Source organism: Mesorhizobium sp. C268A, from assembly GCF_040324475.1.
Classification (GTDB): Bacteria; Pseudomonadota; Alphaproteobacteria; order Rhizobiales; family Rhizobiaceae; genus Mesorhizobium.
Genome location: NZ_JAMYVX010000001.1, coordinates 4,379,687 through 4,394,845, shown reverse-complemented (window position 1 = coordinate 4,394,845; position 15,159 = coordinate 4,379,687). Strand labels below are relative to the sequence as shown.

The following is a 15,159-nucleotide window of genomic DNA, read 5'->3' as shown; positions in this document are numbered from 1 at the left end:
CGCTTTCACGGGGACCTTTCTGATGATCAAATCCGAGCTTGTGCAGATCATTGCCACGCGCAACCCGCATCTTTTCCTGCGCGACGTCGAAAACATCGTGGGAGCGATCTTCGACGAGATCACCGATGCCCTGGCGGAAGGCAATCGGGTCGAGTTGCGTGGCTTCGGCGCTTTTTCGGTGAAAAATCGCCCTGCCCGCACCGGCCGCAACCCGCGCACCGGCGAATCCGTCGAGGTCGAGGAGAAGTGGGTGCCGTTCTTCAAGACCGGCAAGGAATTGCGTGAAAGGCTGAATGGCGGCAAGTAGGCGCGGACCAACGCGCCGGCGTTATCAAGGCCTGCCTTCTCCAGGGAATTTCTATGTTGAACCGCTTCATACTTATCGTGGTCTTCGTGCCGCTCGCCGTCATCCTGATTGCGCTGGCCGTCGCCAACCGCGAGCTGGTCGCCTTCACGCTCGACCCGTTCAACCCCGGCAATCCGAAACTGACGCTGACCTTGCCGCTGTTCATCTTCCTGTTCGTGGCGCTCGCCATCGGCATGGTCGTCGGCAGCCTGGCGACCTGGGTCAAGCAGGGCCGCTACCGCAAGCTGGCGCGCCAGCGCGGGGTCGAGGCCGAGAATTTGCGCCAGGCGGTCAGCCGTATACCCGCCGTGCAGCAGGGCGCGGCCACCGGGCCGGCGCTGCCGAAGCCAACGGCCTGAAGCCGGCGCTTTTATCTTCGCGGAGTTTTGCATGCTGACCATTTCGGCCGACGCTGTCGACCAGGCGCTGACCTTTCCCGGGCTGGTCGAGACATTGCGCGCGGCCTTCCGCGAGGGTGCTGTGCAACCCGTCCGCCATCATCACGGGGTCGAGCGGCCCGACGGTGCCACATCCACGCTGCTTTTGATGCCGGCGTGGACCGACTTCCATGCGGCCGGCACATCGGTCGGGGGTCATATCGGCGTCAAGATCGTCACCGTATCGCCCGACAACAACGCCATCGGCAAACCGGCGGTGATGGGGCTCTACCTCCTGCTCAACGGCACCACCGGCGAGCCCGAAGCGCTGATCGACGGCCAACGGCTGACACAGTGGCGCACCGCTTGCGCCTCGGCGCTGGCCGTCTCCTATCTCGCCCGCGAGGACGCATCGCAGCTTCTGGTGGTCGGCGCCGGCGCGCTGTCGCCGTTCCTCGCCAAGGCGCACTCCGCGGTGCGGCCGATCAAGACCATCCGCATTTGGAACCGCACGCCCGCCAATGCCGAAAAGGTCGCGGCTGATTTGCGCGCGGACGGTTTCAACGCCGAGGCCGCAAGCGATCTCGACGCCGAACTCGCCGAGGCCGACATCGTCTCATCGGCGACGATCACGACGACGCCGCTGGTCAAGGGTGCGCTGCTCAAGCCGGGCGCGCATGTCGATCTGGTCGGCGGCTTCACGCCGACCATGCGCGAGAGCGACGACGACGCGATCGCGCGCGCCCGCGTCTATGTCGACACCCGCGCCGGCGCCACCAAGGAAGCCGGCGACATCGTCCAGCCGCTCGCCTCCGGCGTGCTGAAGCCGGAAGCCATCGTCGCCGATCTGCATGAGCTGGCGCGCGGGGAAAAACAGGGCCGGCAGAGCCCCACTGAGGTCACGCTGTTCAAGTCGGTCGGCGCCGCGCTTGAGGACCTTGCCGCCGGCATTGCCGTCTACAACGCGCTCAAGCAGTAGCGTCTGCGCCGGTTCTGCGATCGAACTTCCTGATCGCTTCCGCGCTGACCGGGGTGAAGAAGTTCACCAGATTGCCATCGGGATCGCGCAGCAGCAGCGACCGGTTACCCCATGGCATCGTCGTCGGCGTCTGTACGAAATCGCCGATAATTTTCGCCAGCCTGCTGTACTCAGCATCAACATCGGCGACGCGAAACTCGATGATCGCTGAGCGATTGGCGGCCGGCTGCGCCACATCAGTTCCGAACAGGGCCAGCGTGCGGGTGCTGCCGATCGCCAGTGTGCAGGACGGCGTTGCCAGTTCGGCGAAATCGTCTGTGAACCAGGTTGCGGTAAGCCCGGTGATCGTCTCGTAGAATGCCACCAAGGGCTTGATCTGGTCGGTAATGATGCGGATCAAGACGAAGTCCATCTTATTCTCCTGGGGCAAGCGCGACGCTATCTGAAGACAATCGCTTGTCGCACAAGGCTGCTGACAACTTGGTGTCAGCAGCCTTGTCACGGTGCCTTGCCGATCCGGCGGCTGGATGCTTCAGCCTGCCTTCATGGCCGCGCCCATCGCCTCGGCGATCAGCGCGAAATCATGCGCGGTAATTTCGAACAGGCCAAAGCGCAGCTGGTAACCCCAGTTCGATTTGCCCGCGGTGAAGTCGAGCTGCTCGAGCAGCGGCTTGATCGGCGCTTCCTCGGCCTTGGCCCATTCGACATCCCTGCGGAACGGCGTGAAGCCACCGCCCATGTGGCCCTGATAGGGCTCGCCTTCTCGCACGGTGCCGATTGCCGTGAAGGCCTGCAGGCCGTCCTTCTCGCGCAGAATTGTGGTCGGCGAGTAGTAGATGATGCCGTCGCCGGGCTTGATGCGGCGCAAAGGTGCCGCCTTGCCGTGGTTGACCTGCATGAAGCCGGCCTCGCGGCCGCGCCGGACATGTTCGGCGGAAGCGACCGCGATCCAGTGCGCACTCATTTCTGTTCTCCATTGGCCTGTTCCCCATTGGCCTGTTCTCCGTCGTCCAGCCAGTAGACGCGCAGCCGGTGCTTGTCGGGATCGAGCGCAACGAAGGTGCGGCCGAAGTCCATGTCGGTCGGCGTCTGCAGAATGGTCAAGCCGCGTCCTGCCCAGTCCGTGTAGGCGGCGTCCACCGCATCAGGCCGGTCCAACGCGAAGACGAGCTCCGCACCGCCGCCGGCGGCCGCGGCCGACGGCTCCACCGTGTGGCGCGACCACAGGCCGAGCTTGAAGCCATTGTCGAGCACGAACAGCACGAAGGTCGGCGACGTCTCCACCGGCTGGCGTCCCAGCAGCGCACCGTAGAAGGCGCCGCTCCGCTCCGGGCTGTCGACATAAAGGATGACGAAATTGGGGGTGTTCATGTCTGCTCTCCAAGGTTTCGATTGGAGGAGCATAGGTGACCCCACTGTCAGATTCTGGCAGCAGCGGCTTGCGAGGGCGTGGAAAGGAGCATTAAGCGCCAGGCTGGCGCTTTGGTGCGTCCAGCGTCGCGCGCCATTCCTTCAGAAGAGCCTGCCGACGACGCGGATAGCGGATATACGTGGTGTTGAGCCCCGACATCCGGTCGGCGCGAAAATGTCTGAAATCCTGCCGCGTCTCGCACCAGGCCACCACCACCCGCACCTTGTCGAAAAAGCCGAGCGCGAATGGCCAGATCAAGCGCTCGGAGGCGGCGCCGCCGGCGTCGCGGTAAAGAAAGCCGAGTTTTCTCTCGTTGCGGATCGCCTGGCGCACCAGGCCAAGGTCGATGCTTTCGACAGCATCGCCGTGCGGGCCGACCAAAAGCGCGGTCGCATCGAGGTCCTCGCGCAGATCATCCGGCAGCACAGCGGCGATCTTGGCCAGCGCGTCGGTGGCGGCGGCCGACAGCCGCTTGTCCGGTTGTCTGGCAACCCAACGCGATCCCAGAACGATGGCCTCGATCTCCTCGTCGGTGAACATCAGTGGCGGCAGCATGAAGCCGGGTTTCAGCACATAGCCCAGCCCAGCCTCGCCCTCGATCGGCGCGCCTTGCCCCTGCAGCGTGGCAATGTCGCGGTAGAGCGTTCGGATCGAAACGTCCATCTCGCCGGCAAGCGTGCGACCGCTCACCGGCCGGCGATGCCGGCGCAGGATCTGGATCAGGTCGAGCAGGCGTTCGGAACGGGACATGATTCGAGATTTGCCTGTTTCCTCAGCGAGGTCCACCACCTCAGACATTCGCACGCTGGACCATTTTGTTTGCGCAGCCGGTGACCCTATGCCAAAAGCGGCCTGCCGCCTCCGGAGACGCTCCTGCTTGAAGTCTTTTCGCGACAAACGCCGCGACAACCGTCCGCCCGCAAAGGGCAGGACCGAACAGGCGCGGCCGCAGCCGGGCACCGTACCAGTCCGACCCGAAGCCAGACAGCAACGCCACGAAACAAAACCGGACGACCGGTCTGATCCGAAGCTCGCCCCCCGTATCCTGGCGCGTCGCGAAGGCGTCCTGCCCACTGAGCGCCTGCCGGTGATCCTCGAAGTGGCGCCCAATCAGGATTATGCACTGCTCGACAGCGGCGCCGGCGAAAAGCTCGAACAATACGGCCCCTACCGCATCGTGCGGCCCGAGGGACAGGCGATCTGGGAAAAGGCTTTGCCGGCCAGGGACTGGGACCGCGCCGACGCCATCTTCACCGGCGATACCGACGAAGAAGGCATCGGCCGCTGGCGGTTCCCGAAGGTACCGCTGGGCGAGACCTGGCCGATGAAGCATGACGGCATCGACTATCTCGGCCGCTTCACCTCGTTTCGCCATGTCGGCGTCTTCCCCGAGCAGGCTTCGCACTGGGACCATATGGCCAGCCTGATCGCGGCGGCCAACCGCCCGGTCAAGGTGCTGAACCTGTTCGGCTATACCGGGCTCGCGTCTCTCGTAGCCGCCCGCGCCGGTGCCGCGGTCACCCATGTCGATGCCTCCAAGAGGGCGGTCGGCTGGGCGCGCGAAAACCAGGAAATGGCCGGTCTCGGCAGCAAGCCGATCCGCTGGATCGTCGACGATGCAGTGAAATTCGCCGAGCGCGAAGAGCGCCGCGGCAGCCGCTACGACATCATCCTGTTCGACCCGCCCGCCTATGGCCGCGGCCCCAAGGGCGAGGTCTGGCAGTTGTTCGAGGACCTGCCCGGCCTGACCGATCTTTGCCGCGCGATTCTGACGCCGAAACCGCTCGCCGTGGTGCTGACCGCCTATTCCATCCGCGCCTCCTTCTTCGCCATCCATGCCTTGATGCGCGACACTTTTGCCGGCATGGGCGGCACCGTTGAATCAGGCGAACTGATCATCCGCGAGCAATCCGCCGGCCGGGCGCTGTCGACATCGCTGTTTTCGCGCTGGGTGGCCTGAATGCCCGGGAGACCTGAATGCCCGGGAGTCCCGAATGAATGAGCGGCACGCAGGTGCGCCCGGGCAGGTCAAGGAAGTCACCAGCCTTGCCAATCCGCTGATCAAGGACATCAAGGCGCTCGCCCAGAAGAAATTCCGCGACCAGCAGAACGCCTTCATGGCCGAAGGGCTGAAGCTGGTCATCGACGCCCTCGACCTCGGCTGGTCGATCAGGACGCTGGTCTTCGCCAAGGCCGGACGCGGCAATGCGGCGGTCGAAAAGGTGGCGGCGCGCACGGTTGCCGCCGGCGGCACCGTGCTCGAAGTGTCCGAAAAAGTGCTGGTCGCCATCACCCGCCGTGACAATCCGCAAATGGTGGTCGGCGTCTTCCGGCAAAAACTGCTGCCGCTAAGAGACATCCGCGCTCACGACGGCGACGTCTGGGTGGCGCTCGACCGGGTGCGCGATCCCGGCAATCTCGGCACCGTCATCCGCACCGTCGATGCCGTCGGCGCCAAGGGCGTCATCCTGGTCGGCGAGACTACCGATCCTTTTTCTGTCGAGACCGTGCGCGCCACCATGGGCTCGATCTTCGCCGTGCCGGTGACCAAGGCGACGCCGGAAGCATTTCTGGCTTGGCGAAACAGCTTCTCGGGCCTGGTGGTCGGCACCCATCTGAAGGGTGCGGTCGACTACCGCTCGGTCGATTTCTCCCGAGGACCGGTGCTCTTGATGATGGGCAATGAGCAGCAGGGCCTGCTCGACAATCTGGCGGAAAGCTGCGACCGGCTGCTGCGGATTCCGCAGGCCGGCCGCGCCGATTCACTCAATTTGGCGGTCGCCACCGGAATCATGCTGTTCGAGATCCGGCGCGGCGCGCTGAAACTTGCCCCCGAGGACGCCACATCGTGAAATCATGGTCTCCCTATGCGCTGCTGGTGGTGGTGGCAATCGCGCTCGACCAGTGGATAAAGCATCTGATCGAGACCGGCCTCGTCTTCCAGGAAAAGCTCGACCTGGTGCCATTCCTGGCGCTGTTTCGCACCTACAATACCGGCATCGCCTTCTCGATGTTCTCGTCCTTCGGCGACACCGGCCTGGTCGTCATCGCGGTCGTGGTCGTTGCCTTCGTGCTTTATCTGGCGACGCGCACGCCCTCCGGCCATGTGCTGGCCCGCATCGGCTTTGCCCTGATCATCGGCGGCGCGATCGGCAATCTGATCGACCGCGCCGTCTACGGCCACGTCATCGACTATATATTGTTCCACACGCCGGTATGGTCCTTCGCCGTCTTCAACCTTGCCGATGCCTTCATTTCGGTCGGCGCGGCGCTGGTCGTCTTCGACGAGTTCATCGGCTGGCGGCGCGAGGCCAAGCCGCAAGGCCCAGAAGCCTGACGGCCCGACTCTTTTGACCAATTGACCTCGCCGGGCGGTCGCCGCACAGTTCGGCCAGAGCCAGCCAATGCCGACCGCCAGCCTTTGCGAAGCCGAGGAGAAGAGATGCCTGAAACCTTCAAAGCCATCCTCGTTTCGCGCGACGCCGAAAAGAAGCAGTCGGTTGAGATCGTCGATTTCAGCGAAGCCGATTTGATGGAAGGTGATGTCACCGTCGCGGTCAAGGCGACGACCGTCAACTACAAGGACGGGCTGGCCATCACAGGCAAGGCGCCGGTGATCCGCCGCTGGCCGCTGGTGCCGGGCATCGATTTCGCCGGCACGGTGATTTCTTCCTCGCATGCCGACTGGCGCAAGGGTGATCAGGTGATCCTCAACGGCTGGGGTGTCGGCGAAACGCATTTCGGCGCCTATGCCGGGCGCGCCCGCGTCAACGGCGACTGGCTGGTGCCGTTGCCCGACGGCATCAGCGCCCACGATGCGATGGCGGTCGGCACCGCCGGCTATACGGCGATGCTGTGCGTCATGGCGCTGGAGCGGCACGGCATCCTGCCCGATCGCGGCCCGGTGGTGGTGACGGGTGCCGCCGGCGGCGTCGGTTCGGTCGCGGTCTCGCTCCTGTCCAGCCTCGGCTACCACGCCATTGCCTCGACCGGCCGCAGCGCCGAGAGTCCCTATCTGATCGACCTCGGCGCCGCCGAAGTGATTTCGCGCGACGAGCTCTCCCAACCGGCAAAACCATTGGCCAAGGAACGCTGGGCTGGCGGCATCGACGCCGTCGGCAGCCACACGCTGGCCAATGTGCTGTCGATGACCGCCTATGGCGGCGCGGTCGCCGCCTGCGGCCTGGCTGGCGGCATGGACCTGCCTTCGAGCGTTGCCCCGTTCATCCTGCGCGGCGTCTCGCTGCTCGGCATCGATTCGGTGATGGCCCCAAAGGCGGTACGCCTGGAGGCCTGGCGCCGCATCGGCGCCGATCTCGACCTCAAGAAGCTCGTCGGCCTGTCCACGACCATCGGCTTCGACGGCATCATCACCGCCGCCCATGACATCGTCGAGGGCAAGATCAGGGGCCGCGTGGTTGTCGATATGTGAGGCTCCCGAAGCATGATCCCGAAAGGGAATCAGGTTTCGGAAAAGATCAGGCGATGCGGAAAACCGCCAAAAATGCATGACCGCTAAAATTCGAACGATCCGCCGCGCTTTTCCATAATCTCTATCTGGCAAGGAGTTCCGCATGATCGCGGAGTCCGCCAGGAAAGAGAAGAGCCGTGCCGAAAGCGTCGACGGGCCGAGTCCGGCGACGGCGAAGCGGCAGCGTGTTGCGCCGCCGCCTCTGGCGCCGGATTTGCCGCGCGCCACGTCCGAGGGCCTGCCGTTCCTGACGGTGGTCGCCAGTGTCGTGCTGGCGGGCCTCTCCCACCTCACCGGTGCGCCGATCTTCATCACCCTCGGCCTGCTGGCAACAGGCCTTGCCGGCGTCGCCATGCACCTGCGCAGCCGGCGCACCGTCCGCCGCGCGGCGGCCTTGCTCGACGAAACCGCGGCCCGTAGCCGCGCCGAAATCGAGACGCTGGCCGACCGCATGTGGGAGATGCAGGAGAGCGAGGAGCGTTTTCGCGGGCTGATTGATGCGCTCGGCGATCTCGTCGTCCACCGCGACCGCGACGGCCACATCGTCTACGCCAACAAGGTTTTCGCCAGCCTCGTCGGAACCGACCAACGCGACCTTGCCGGCAGGACCCTCGCCGAACACGGCATCGATGTCGGCATCGTCCCCGACGCCGCCTTTTCCGATCATGAATGCCTGAGTTCCACCGACGTCTCCATACGCACCCCGAACGGTCCGCGCTGGTTCTCGTGGATCGAACTGTCGGTACGCGACAAGGATAGCGGCGCCGTCTCGCACCGGGCGATTGCCCGCGACATCACCGCGCGCAAACGCGCCGAATCCTCGCTGATCACCGCGCGCGAGCGCGCCGAATATGCCAGCCAGGCCAAGTCGCGCTTCCTCGCCACCGTCAGCCATGAGATCCGCACGCCGATGAACGGCATCATGGGCATGGCCAAGCTTCTGGCTGACACCAATCTGTCGCCCGAGCAGCGCACCTATGTCGGCGCTGTCTCGACCTCGGCCAGCGCCCTTTTGGCGCTCATCGAGGATTTGCTCGACTATTCCAAGATAGAGGCCGGCCGTTTCGACCCGGAGCCGCAGCCGACATCGCTGCGCGAAATCGCCGACAACATCATCGAACTGATGGCGGCCAAAGCCTTCGCCAAGAACATCGGCCTCGGCTGTCATGTCGAGCCCGACGTGCCACAGATGATCATGGCCGATCCGGGAAGAGTCAGGCAGGTGCTGCTCAACCTGATCGGCAATGCGATCAAGTTCACCGACACCGGCGGCGTGCTGGTTTCGGTTGCACGGGCCCGCACCGAGACCAGCGACCGCATCTGCTTCACCGTCGCCGACACCGGCCCTGGCCTGCGCGAAGACGACATGGAGCGCATCTTCGAGGAATTCGAACAGTCCGACGGCACCTCGACCCGCACCCATGGCGGCGCCGGCCTCGGTCTTGCTATCTCAAGGCGGCTGGTGACCGCCATGGGCGGTGCCATTTCGGTGTCGAGCCGGCTTGGCGAGGGATCGGAATTCGTCTTCGAGATCCCGGCCGCAGGAGCAACCGAAGCACCGCAGAACCGGCAGAACATCCTGGCCGGCCGGCGCGCCGTGATCGTGTCGAAGAACGCCGTCGAGGCGGACGCCATCGCCCGCACCATCCGCGCCCATGGCGGCGCCGTCGACGTCGCCGCAACCGCTTCCCAGGCGACGCCCTTCGCCGAACATTGCGATGTGCTGTTGATCGACGCGGCCCTGGAGGACGGCGACGGCAGACTGCTCAAGCGCCTGCGCCAGAGTGGCTTTGCCGATTGCGAGGCGATCACGCTGATCGCGCCGACCGACCGCGGCATGCTTGGCGAATTCCGCACCAGCGGCTACGCCACCTTCCTGGCGAGGCCGGTGCGCGGCGAAACCCTGCTGCGCGTGCTGCTGACCAGTCATGCCCCTGCCTTGCCGCCGCCCAAGCCGGAAAAGACCGGCGCGTCCTCGCTTCGTGCCCATGGCGGGCGCCAGCAAGGTTTGTCGGTGCTGATCGCCGAAGACAACGACATCAACGCCATGCTTGCCCGCGCCACGCTTTTGAAGGCGGGACATCGCGTGAAAGTGGTCGGCAATGGCAAGGCCGCGGTCGAGGCGGTGACCGAAGCCGGGCTGAAAAATCGCTTCGATGTGGTGCTGATGGATTTGCACATGCCGGTCATGGACGGGCTGGACGCGATCGCCGCCATCCGCCGCCACGAGGAGGAAATGGCTGTGCCGCCGGTTCCGATCATGGTGCTTTCGGCCGACAGCCAGGAAAAGACCCGCCACACCGTGCTCGCCCATGGCGCCAGCGGCTTTGTCACCAAGCCGCTCGATCCCGACGCGCTGGTCCATGCCGTCGAGGGCCAGGTGGCCGCCTGAATTCATGTCGCTCAAAAGTGGCCCCGGTTTTGAGAAGACGACATGCACAAAACAAAGACTTGAAGCGCGTCGCGTGAATCGTCCCCAGCGCGACGCGCTTCAAGGCGACGCTGGCGCAATCCTCGCGTCACGTAGGTAGCCGAATGAGGGTTTTCGCCAGCCGACGAAGTATTGCCCGTCGCGCCGTATCACGGTACTGTCACAATCCTGTTGCACCTACACCGTATCCCCGTGCCAAGAGGGATGGCTCGAAGGAGAATCACTCGTGCATACAGTTATGCCGGAATGTGACACTCGGCCCAGCGCAGGCGGCGCTTTGCTCGCCGCGCGGAACGCCGATGCCGTCGCAACAGGCGCACCGCTGGGCCGTATCGGCAATCTCGAAGTGCGGCTTGCCCGCAATGAAGCCGAGATCGCCGCCGCGCAGGAAGTGCGCTACCGGGTGTTTTATGACGAGCTTGGCGCCAGGAAGGACCTATTCCAGGCGCAGGACCGGCGCGACGCCGACCGCTTCGACCCGCTGTGCGACCATCTCCTCGTGCTGGACACTTCGATCTCCGGCCCCGAGCATCGCCGCATCGTCGGCACTTACCGCCTGCTGCGGCAAGAGATTGCGGCAACCGCCGGCGGCTTCTATTCCGAAGGCGAGTTCGAACTGACCAAGCTGATCGCCCGCCATCCCGGCCAGCGCTTCCTTGAGCTCGGCCGCTCCTGCGTGCTGCCGGAATACCGCTCGAAGCGCACCATCGAGGCGCTGTGGCAAGGCATCTGGGCCTACATCAACCACTATGAGATCGGCGTGATGACCGGTTGTGCCTCGTTCCCTGGCACGGTGCCGGCTGCGCATGCCGAGGCGCTCACCTACCTTGCCCATCACTGCCGGACCAACTCCGCCTGGGATGTGCGGGCGGTCTCCGGCCGCTATTGCTCGATGGATCTGATGCCGATCGAGGCGGTCAACGCCAAGGCGGCGATCGCGGCCATGCCGCCGCTGGTCAAGGGCTATCTGCGCGTCGGCGCCCGCATCGGCGACGGCTGCGTCATCGACCGTGAGTTCTCCACCGTCGATGTGTTCGTGGTGATGCCGGTCAAGGAAATCGGCGCCCGCTACGTCAACTATTATGGCGGGGAAGCGCAGCGCTTTGCGGCGTGAGGCAGTAGGCAGTAGGCAGTAGGCAGTAGTGAAGGCTGCCGCGAATTTCTGACTACCGACTATTCCCTATTCCCTATTCCCTATTCCCTATTCCCTCTCCCCTCTCCCTACGGAATATCGTCCGGTCGCCGTCCCGGGCGGCTCTTGTAGGACGGAAAGGTCCAGCCGAATTTCAGCGCGCCGCCGCGCACCAGGAAAGCCGCGACGAAGCCGGCAATATCCGAGGCGAGCGGCGGCAGGCCGGCAAGATCGCCAAGTGTGTAGAGGCCGGCGCCCGCGAGTGCGGCGGTGACGTAGATTTCGGGCCTGAGCAGCACCGATGGCTCGCCGGCCAGCAGATCGCGCAGGATGCCGCCAAATGTGGCGGTCAACACGCCCATAACAACGGAGACGACCGGCGAGCCGGTGATGGCCAGCCCCTTGGCCGCGCCCATTACGGAAAAGGCCGCCAATCCGATGGCGTCGAGCCAGAGCAGCCATTTCCAGCGGGATTCGACGCGGTGGGCGATGAAGAAGACCAGCACTGCAACCGCCGCGCAAACCAGCACATAGCCGGAGTTGGCGACCCAAAAGACGGGCAGGTTGAGGATGACGTCGCGAAGCGTGCCGCCGCCAATGCCGGTGACGCTGGCCAGAAACAGGAAGCCGATAATGTCGAGCTGCTTGCGCGAAGCCGCCAACGCCCCGGTCGCGGCAAAGACGGCGACGCCGGCATAGTCGAGGAGGTCGATGGGTGTCAGGGACATGAGGTAGTAGGGATTGGGAATTAGGGAAAGTATGAATAACACTAAGCCGCGCGATTGATACGCCTGCCTATTCCCTATTCCCTATTCCCTATTCCCTATTCCCTATTCCCTACTGCCTACCCTACTCACGCATCCTTCTCGGCCTGCTCGTTCACCGGCCCCGGCTCGACCGGCGCTTCGGTGGCCGCGATCTTGGGGCCGCCCTTGGCGACCCCGACCATGGCCGGCCGCAGCACGCGCTCGCCGATCGAATAGCCCGGCTGCACGACCTGGACGACGGTGTTGGCCGGCACATCGGGATTGGGCACTTCGAACATCGCCTGGTGGAAATTCGGGTCGAACTTCTCACCTTCCGGTTCCAGCTTCTTCACCCCATGCCGTTCCAGCGTCGACAGCATGGCGCGCTCGGTGATCTCGACGCCGTCGATCAGCGCCTTGAAGCCGGCATCTCCGGCCGCTTTCGCCTCGGCGGGGATAGCATCGAGCGCGCGGCGCAGATTGTCCGACACCGACAGCATGTCGCGGGCGAAATTGGCCACCGCATAGGCGCGCGCATCATGCACGTCGCGGGCGGTGCGGCGGCGCAGATTCTCCATCTCGGCTGCGACGCGCAGCGCGCGGTCCTTCAGCTCCTCGTTTTCCTTCAGCAACCGCACCAGCGCTTCATAGTCGCCGTCGATGCCGCCTTGCGTGCGCTCGGCCTCGGCCGTTTCGATATCCTCGGGCGCGCGTTCGTCTTTTGTCTGGTCGCTCATCGCCATTTCCCGTCATTCGAATGGTTTGGATTTGCGCCCGATATCGAGGTTTGGCGGCCAAAAATCAAGGGGCAAGCCCAGCAGGACGCCCCACAGCAGGCAATGTTGCGGGCAGCCCGTCGGACTTGGTGCGGGGCGCAAGGACGTTCAAAATTAATTCAAACTTTACCGTAACGGCAGCCTTTGCTTGCCAATACCCCGCTATGGGGAACCATTCAAAGCTTGGAGGAGTTTTGAAACCGACACAGGATTTGAGACAATGGACCGCAATACTGGCAACAGAAGCGAAGAGCTCGCCGCCGACATCAGGCGCCAGTTCGGCACCGAGGCGACGACGCGCTTCTTGCGCACCTTGCCGGCCTTCCGCACCGAGGCCGACATTCCCGCCCGTTTCCGGGACCTGCTCGACCGGCTGGACGGCATAGAAGCCAGCATGGCCGGCGGCCAACGCCGTCAATAGCGATGCTATCGCGCGACAATTACGCGCAGTAATTTTGCGTGAGCTTTTCCTTGCGGCAGCGGGACGCCCCGCCTATGCTTCCTGATGAACATGATTTCCCCCGAGACGGCCGCCAACAGCAAGCGCGCCTGGTTGAAGATCCTGGCGCGCTACAAGAAGCCCGACCGGCGACGCAGCACTCTTGAACTCGCCATCACCCTTATTCCTTTCGTTACGCTGTGGGCGCTGTCTTCGGCAGCCTATTCCTATGGCCACTGGTGGGGCTTGATCCTGATCCTTCCCGCCGCCGGTTTTCTGGTGCGGATCTTCATGATCCAGCACGATTGCGGCCACGGCTCCTTCTTCGCCAACCGCACTGCCGACGACTGGATCGGCCGCGCGCTCGGCGTGCTGACGCTGACCCCTTACGATTGCTGGCGGCGCGCGCACGCCACCCATCACGCCAGCGCCGGCAATCTTGACGAGCGCGGCATGGGCGATATCAGGACGTTGACGGTTGCTGAATACCGGCAGCTGTCTTGGCGGGGACGCCTTGCCTATCGTCTCTACCGCCATCCCCTGGTGATGTTCGGCCTTGGCCCGATCTGGCTGTTCATCTTCGAGCAGAGGCTGCCGGTCGGCATGATGCGCGGCGGCCTGACGCCCTGGGTGTCGTCGATGACCACCAATCTCGGCATCGCGGTCGCGGCAGCGCTGCTTATCTGGCTGGTCGGCCCCGGCGCTTTCCTGATCGTCCATTTGCCGATCGTGATCCTGGCCGGATCGGCCGGAATCTGGCTGTTCTACGTCCAGCACCAGTTCGAGGAGACGGAATGGGCGAAGGACGAAGAGTGGGAATTCCAGCGTGCCGCCCTGCACGGCTCGTCCTATTATGATTTGCCGCCGGTGCTGAACTGGTTCACCGGCAATATCGGCGTCCATCACGTGCACCATCTCTCGGCCAAGGTGCCGGGCTACCGGCTGCAGGAAGTGCTGCGCGACTATCCCGAACTGCGCGGCATCGGCCGCGTCACGCTTCTCGACAGCCTGCGCTGCGTCAAGCTGGCGTTGTGGGACGAGAACCGCCGCAAGCTGATCTCGTTTCGCGAAGCGCGGGCCTTGGCCTGAAAGCAATTCCAGCAAAGTGTGAGGCGGTTTTCCGGGCTTTCGCTTGGGAATGCCGTAAGACAAAGAAAAAAACCGCCGCACCGAAGGCGCGGCGGCATCTTCCAAAAACCGGCTCAGGCAGCCTTGCGCTCCTCGCGCATCCAGACCTTGCAGCCCTGATCATGTCAGGCGCCTTTTCGGCGATCATGATGGACGGTGCATTGGTGTTGCCGCCGATGAGCGCCGATTCCTCCCTCGCGGCCGGCGGATATTTCCGTCCGGAGAGCCAGGAGAAGGCCCGATCACAGTCTTTGTAAAGACAGGCGAATTACCGCTGCGTCAGATGTTGCGAACGCGCCGCCAGGAGTATTTCGGCCCCTTCGGCTCCGACGCTTCGGTCGGCTGATAGTAAAGGCCCAGCCCGCCTGTGCGGCCTTCTTCGAGGCGCTTCAGCAGAACCGGGTTGGAGATTTCGAACTCGTCGAAGCCGAGGCGCAGCATATGCGGCAGCTGGTCGACGAGCACCTGGCCAGTGGCGCGGACCGCGCCCTCGAAATGGTAGCGGCTGCGCAGCAATTCGCCCTTGGAAAACGAGCGGCCGTCGCTGAAGGCCGGGAAGGCCAGCGCCACCAGCGACAGCTGGTCGAGCAGATCCACAATCTTTTCCAGCTGGTCGCCGGGCTGCAGCGCGACGCCAAGCCGCTCCTTGGCCGAGCGCCGCACTTCGGCATCGAGGCCGAGAAATGCCTGCAACGGCAGGATGAAGCGGCCATTGCCCGCCAGTGCATCCGCACTTTCGGCATGTGTCCACTCGTCCTCGCGAAAACCCGTCCGGGTCCAGAGGCGGGTCTCCGCTGTCGTCGGTTCAGTCATCGAAAATTCCTAAAAGCCCCAAAATCGAAGTCCGCGAAAGCCGGTCCACACGAAACCGGCGGCCTCCGGGCGGAAGCCGCCGTTGCAGGCCAACCTCACCTGAATATCAC

The 15,159-nt window shown here is 64.3% G+C and carries 18 protein-coding genes; 11 read left to right on the top strand and 7 right to left on the bottom strand.

The features are described from left to right. Window positions 1-22 precede the first annotated feature (22 nt). Genes NKL06_RS21435 through lhpI form a run of 3 tightly spaced genes read left to right on the top strand, consistent with a single transcriptional unit; the run spans window position 23 to window position 1,702 of the window. On the top strand, window positions 23-307 hold the full coding sequence (locus NKL06_RS21435; RefSeq protein WP_006200394.1) for an integration host factor subunit beta: 285 nt from the start codon (window positions 23-25) through the stop codon (window positions 305-307). A gap of 53 nt (window positions 308-360) precedes the next feature. Further along, on the top strand, window positions 361-705 hold the full coding sequence (locus tag NKL06_RS21430; protein ID WP_023691965.1) for a lipopolysaccharide assembly protein LapA domain-containing protein: 345 nt from the start codon (window positions 361-363) through the stop codon (window positions 703-705). Between the two features lie 31 nt (window positions 706-736). Then, window positions 737-1,702, top strand: a complete 966-nt coding sequence (gene lhpI / locus NKL06_RS21425; protein WP_023691966.1) for a bifunctional Delta(1)-pyrroline-2-carboxylate/Delta(1)-piperideine-2-carboxylate reductase — start codon at window positions 737-739, stop codon at window positions 1,700-1,702. Here lhpI and NKL06_RS21420 read toward each other — a convergent pair. From NKL06_RS21420 to NKL06_RS21405, 4 genes are all read right to left on the bottom strand, one after another. Next, complete coding sequence (locus tag NKL06_RS21420) at window positions 1,692-2,114, bottom strand: VOC family protein (RefSeq protein WP_023691967.1); 423 nt, start codon at window positions 2,112-2,114, stop codon at window positions 1,692-1,694. The two genes, lhpI and NKL06_RS21420, sit on opposite strands and share 11 nt — an antisense overlap. Before the next feature lie 120 nt (window positions 2,115-2,234). Then, window positions 2,235-2,666: an EVE domain-containing protein gene (locus NKL06_RS21415; RefSeq protein WP_023691968.1), complete on the bottom strand. Its 432-nt coding sequence runs from the start codon at window positions 2,664-2,666 to the stop codon at window positions 2,235-2,237. After that, a complete protein-coding gene (locus tag NKL06_RS21410) occupies window positions 2,663-3,073 on the bottom strand; it encodes a VOC family protein (RefSeq protein WP_023691969.1) in 411 nt (136 codons plus the stop codon). Before NKL06_RS21410 ends, NKL06_RS21415 begins: the two co-directional genes overlap by 4 nt. A 91-nt stretch (window positions 3,074-3,164) precedes the next feature. Beyond that, window positions 3,165-3,863 (bottom strand): helix-turn-helix transcriptional regulator, encoded by a 699-nt coding sequence (locus NKL06_RS21405; RefSeq protein ID WP_023683063.1) that lies wholly within the window; start codon window positions 3,861-3,863, stop codon window positions 3,165-3,167. A gap of 127 nt (window positions 3,864-3,990) precedes the next feature. Here NKL06_RS21405 and NKL06_RS21400 point away from each other — a divergent pair, with 127 nt between their 5' ends. The 6 genes from NKL06_RS21400 (at window position 3,991) to olsB (ending at window position 11,129) form a co-directional block, all read left to right on the top strand. Further along, window positions 3,991-5,073, top strand: coding sequence for an RsmD family RNA methyltransferase (locus NKL06_RS21400; RefSeq protein ID WP_023691970.1), 1,083 nt, complete (start codon window positions 3,991-3,993; stop codon window positions 5,071-5,073). A gap of 34 nt (window positions 5,074-5,107) precedes the next feature. Continuing rightward, on the top strand, window positions 5,108-5,965 hold the full coding sequence (locus NKL06_RS21395; RefSeq protein ID WP_023691971.1) for a TrmH family RNA methyltransferase: 858 nt from the start codon (window positions 5,108-5,110) through the stop codon (window positions 5,963-5,965). Then, window positions 5,962-6,450 carry a signal peptidase II gene (gene lspA / locus NKL06_RS21390; RefSeq protein ID WP_023669760.1) on the top strand — a complete coding sequence of 163 codons (489 nt, stop codon included), beginning with the start codon at window positions 5,962-5,964 and terminating at the stop codon, window positions 6,448-6,450. Before NKL06_RS21395 ends, lspA begins: the two co-directional genes overlap by 4 nt. 105 nt (window positions 6,451-6,555) lie before the next feature. Next, the gene (acuI, locus tag NKL06_RS21385) at window positions 6,556-7,545 is read left to right on the top strand and encodes an acrylyl-CoA reductase (NADPH) (protein WP_023691972.1); all 990 of its coding nucleotides are present in this window, start codon (window positions 6,556-6,558) and stop codon (window positions 7,543-7,545) included. Between the two features lie 142 nt (window positions 7,546-7,687). Beyond that, on the top strand, window positions 7,688-9,976 hold the full coding sequence (locus NKL06_RS21380) for a response regulator (protein ID WP_023691973.1): 2,289 nt from the start codon (window positions 7,688-7,690) through the stop codon (window positions 9,974-9,976). A gap of 277 nt (window positions 9,977-10,253) precedes the next feature. After that, the gene (gene olsB / locus NKL06_RS21375; RefSeq protein WP_023683057.1) at window positions 10,254-11,129 is read left to right on the top strand and encodes a l-ornithine N(alpha)-acyltransferase; all 876 of its coding nucleotides are present in this window, start codon (window positions 10,254-10,256) and stop codon (window positions 11,127-11,129) included. A gap of 107 nt (window positions 11,130-11,236) precedes the next feature. On the opposite strand, the gene NKL06_RS21370 is transcribed toward olsB, so the two are convergent. Both NKL06_RS21370 and grpE read right to left on the bottom strand, forming a co-directional pair. Further along, window positions 11,237-11,875 carry a TRIC cation channel family protein gene (locus NKL06_RS21370; RefSeq protein WP_031207798.1) on the bottom strand — a complete coding sequence of 213 codons (639 nt, stop codon included), beginning with the start codon at window positions 11,873-11,875 and terminating at the stop codon, window positions 11,237-11,239. A 125-nt stretch (window positions 11,876-12,000) separates the two neighbouring features. Continuing rightward, window positions 12,001-12,630: a nucleotide exchange factor GrpE gene (gene grpE / locus NKL06_RS21365; protein WP_023691975.1), complete on the bottom strand. Its 630-nt coding sequence runs from the start codon at window positions 12,628-12,630 to the stop codon at window positions 12,001-12,003. A gap of 259 nt (window positions 12,631-12,889) precedes the next feature. On the opposite strand from grpE, the gene NKL06_RS21360 reads away from it, so the two are divergent. Both NKL06_RS21360 and NKL06_RS21355 read left to right on the top strand, forming a co-directional pair. Beyond that, window positions 12,890-13,090, top strand: a complete 201-nt coding sequence (locus NKL06_RS21360; RefSeq protein WP_023669766.1) for a hypothetical protein — start codon at window positions 12,890-12,892, stop codon at window positions 13,088-13,090. An 84-nt stretch (window positions 13,091-13,174) separates the two neighbouring features. Next, window positions 13,175-14,197 carry a fatty acid desaturase gene (locus tag NKL06_RS21355; protein WP_023691976.1) on the top strand — a complete coding sequence of 341 codons (1,023 nt, stop codon included), beginning with the start codon at window positions 13,175-13,177 and terminating at the stop codon, window positions 14,195-14,197. A 318-nt stretch (window positions 14,198-14,515) separates the two neighbouring features. Here NKL06_RS21355 and NKL06_RS21350 read toward each other — a convergent pair whose 3' ends face one another. Continuing rightward, the gene (locus tag NKL06_RS21350; protein ID WP_023691978.1) at window positions 14,516-15,049 is read right to left on the bottom strand and encodes a DUF934 domain-containing protein; all 534 of its coding nucleotides are present in this window, start codon (window positions 15,047-15,049) and stop codon (window positions 14,516-14,518) included. Between the last annotated feature and the right edge of the window lie 110 nt (window positions 15,050-15,159).

What these genes read in the sequence shown, in the direction of transcription:
- acuI (WP_023691972.1), top strand. Translation starts at nt 6,556, where the DNA reads ATGCCTGAAACCTTCAAAGCCATCCTCGTTTCGCGCGACGCCGAAAAG.
- NKL06_RS21435 (WP_006200394.1), top strand. Translation starts at nt 23, where the DNA reads ATGATCAAATCCGAGCTTGTGCAGATCATTGCCACGCGCAACCCGCAT.
- NKL06_RS21395 (WP_023691971.1), top strand. Translation starts at nt 5,108, where the DNA reads ATGAATGAGCGGCACGCAGGTGCGCCCGGGCAGGTCAAGGAAGTCACC.
- olsB (WP_023683057.1), top strand. Translation starts at nt 10,254, where the DNA reads ATGCCGGAATGTGACACTCGGCCCAGCGCAGGCGGCGCTTTGCTCGCC.
- NKL06_RS21410 (WP_023691969.1), bottom strand. Translation starts at nt 3,073, where the DNA reads ATGAACACCCCCAATTTCGTCATCCTTTATGTCGACAGCCCGGAGCGG.
- grpE (WP_023691975.1), bottom strand. Translation starts at nt 12,630, where the DNA reads ATGAGCGACCAGACAAAAGACGAACGCGCGCCCGAGGATATCGAAACG.
- NKL06_RS21350 (WP_023691978.1), bottom strand. Translation starts at nt 15,049, where the DNA reads ATGACTGAACCGACGACAGCGGAGACCCGCCTCTGGACCCGGACGGGT.
- NKL06_RS21420 (WP_023691967.1), bottom strand. Translation starts at nt 2,114, where the DNA reads ATGGACTTCGTCTTGATCCGCATCATTACCGACCAGATCAAGCCCTTG.
- NKL06_RS21355 (WP_023691976.1), top strand. Translation starts at nt 13,175, where the DNA reads ATGAACATGATTTCCCCCGAGACGGCCGCCAACAGCAAGCGCGCCTGG.
- NKL06_RS21430 (WP_023691965.1), top strand. Translation starts at nt 361, where the DNA reads ATGTTGAACCGCTTCATACTTATCGTGGTCTTCGTGCCGCTCGCCGTC.
- NKL06_RS21360 (WP_023669766.1), top strand. Translation starts at nt 12,890, where the DNA reads ATGGACCGCAATACTGGCAACAGAAGCGAAGAGCTCGCCGCCGACATC.
- NKL06_RS21370 (WP_031207798.1), bottom strand. Translation starts at nt 11,875, where the DNA reads ATGTCCCTGACACCCATCGACCTCCTCGACTATGCCGGCGTCGCCGTC.
- NKL06_RS21405 (WP_023683063.1), bottom strand. Translation starts at nt 3,863, where the DNA reads ATGTCCCGTTCCGAACGCCTGCTCGACCTGATCCAGATCCTGCGCCGG.
- lhpI (WP_023691966.1), top strand. Translation starts at nt 737, where the DNA reads ATGCTGACCATTTCGGCCGACGCTGTCGACCAGGCGCTGACCTTTCCC.
- NKL06_RS21380 (WP_023691973.1), top strand. Translation starts at nt 7,688, where the DNA reads ATGATCGCGGAGTCCGCCAGGAAAGAGAAGAGCCGTGCCGAAAGCGTC.
- NKL06_RS21415 (WP_023691968.1), bottom strand. Translation starts at nt 2,666, where the DNA reads ATGAGTGCGCACTGGATCGCGGTCGCTTCCGCCGAACATGTCCGGCGC.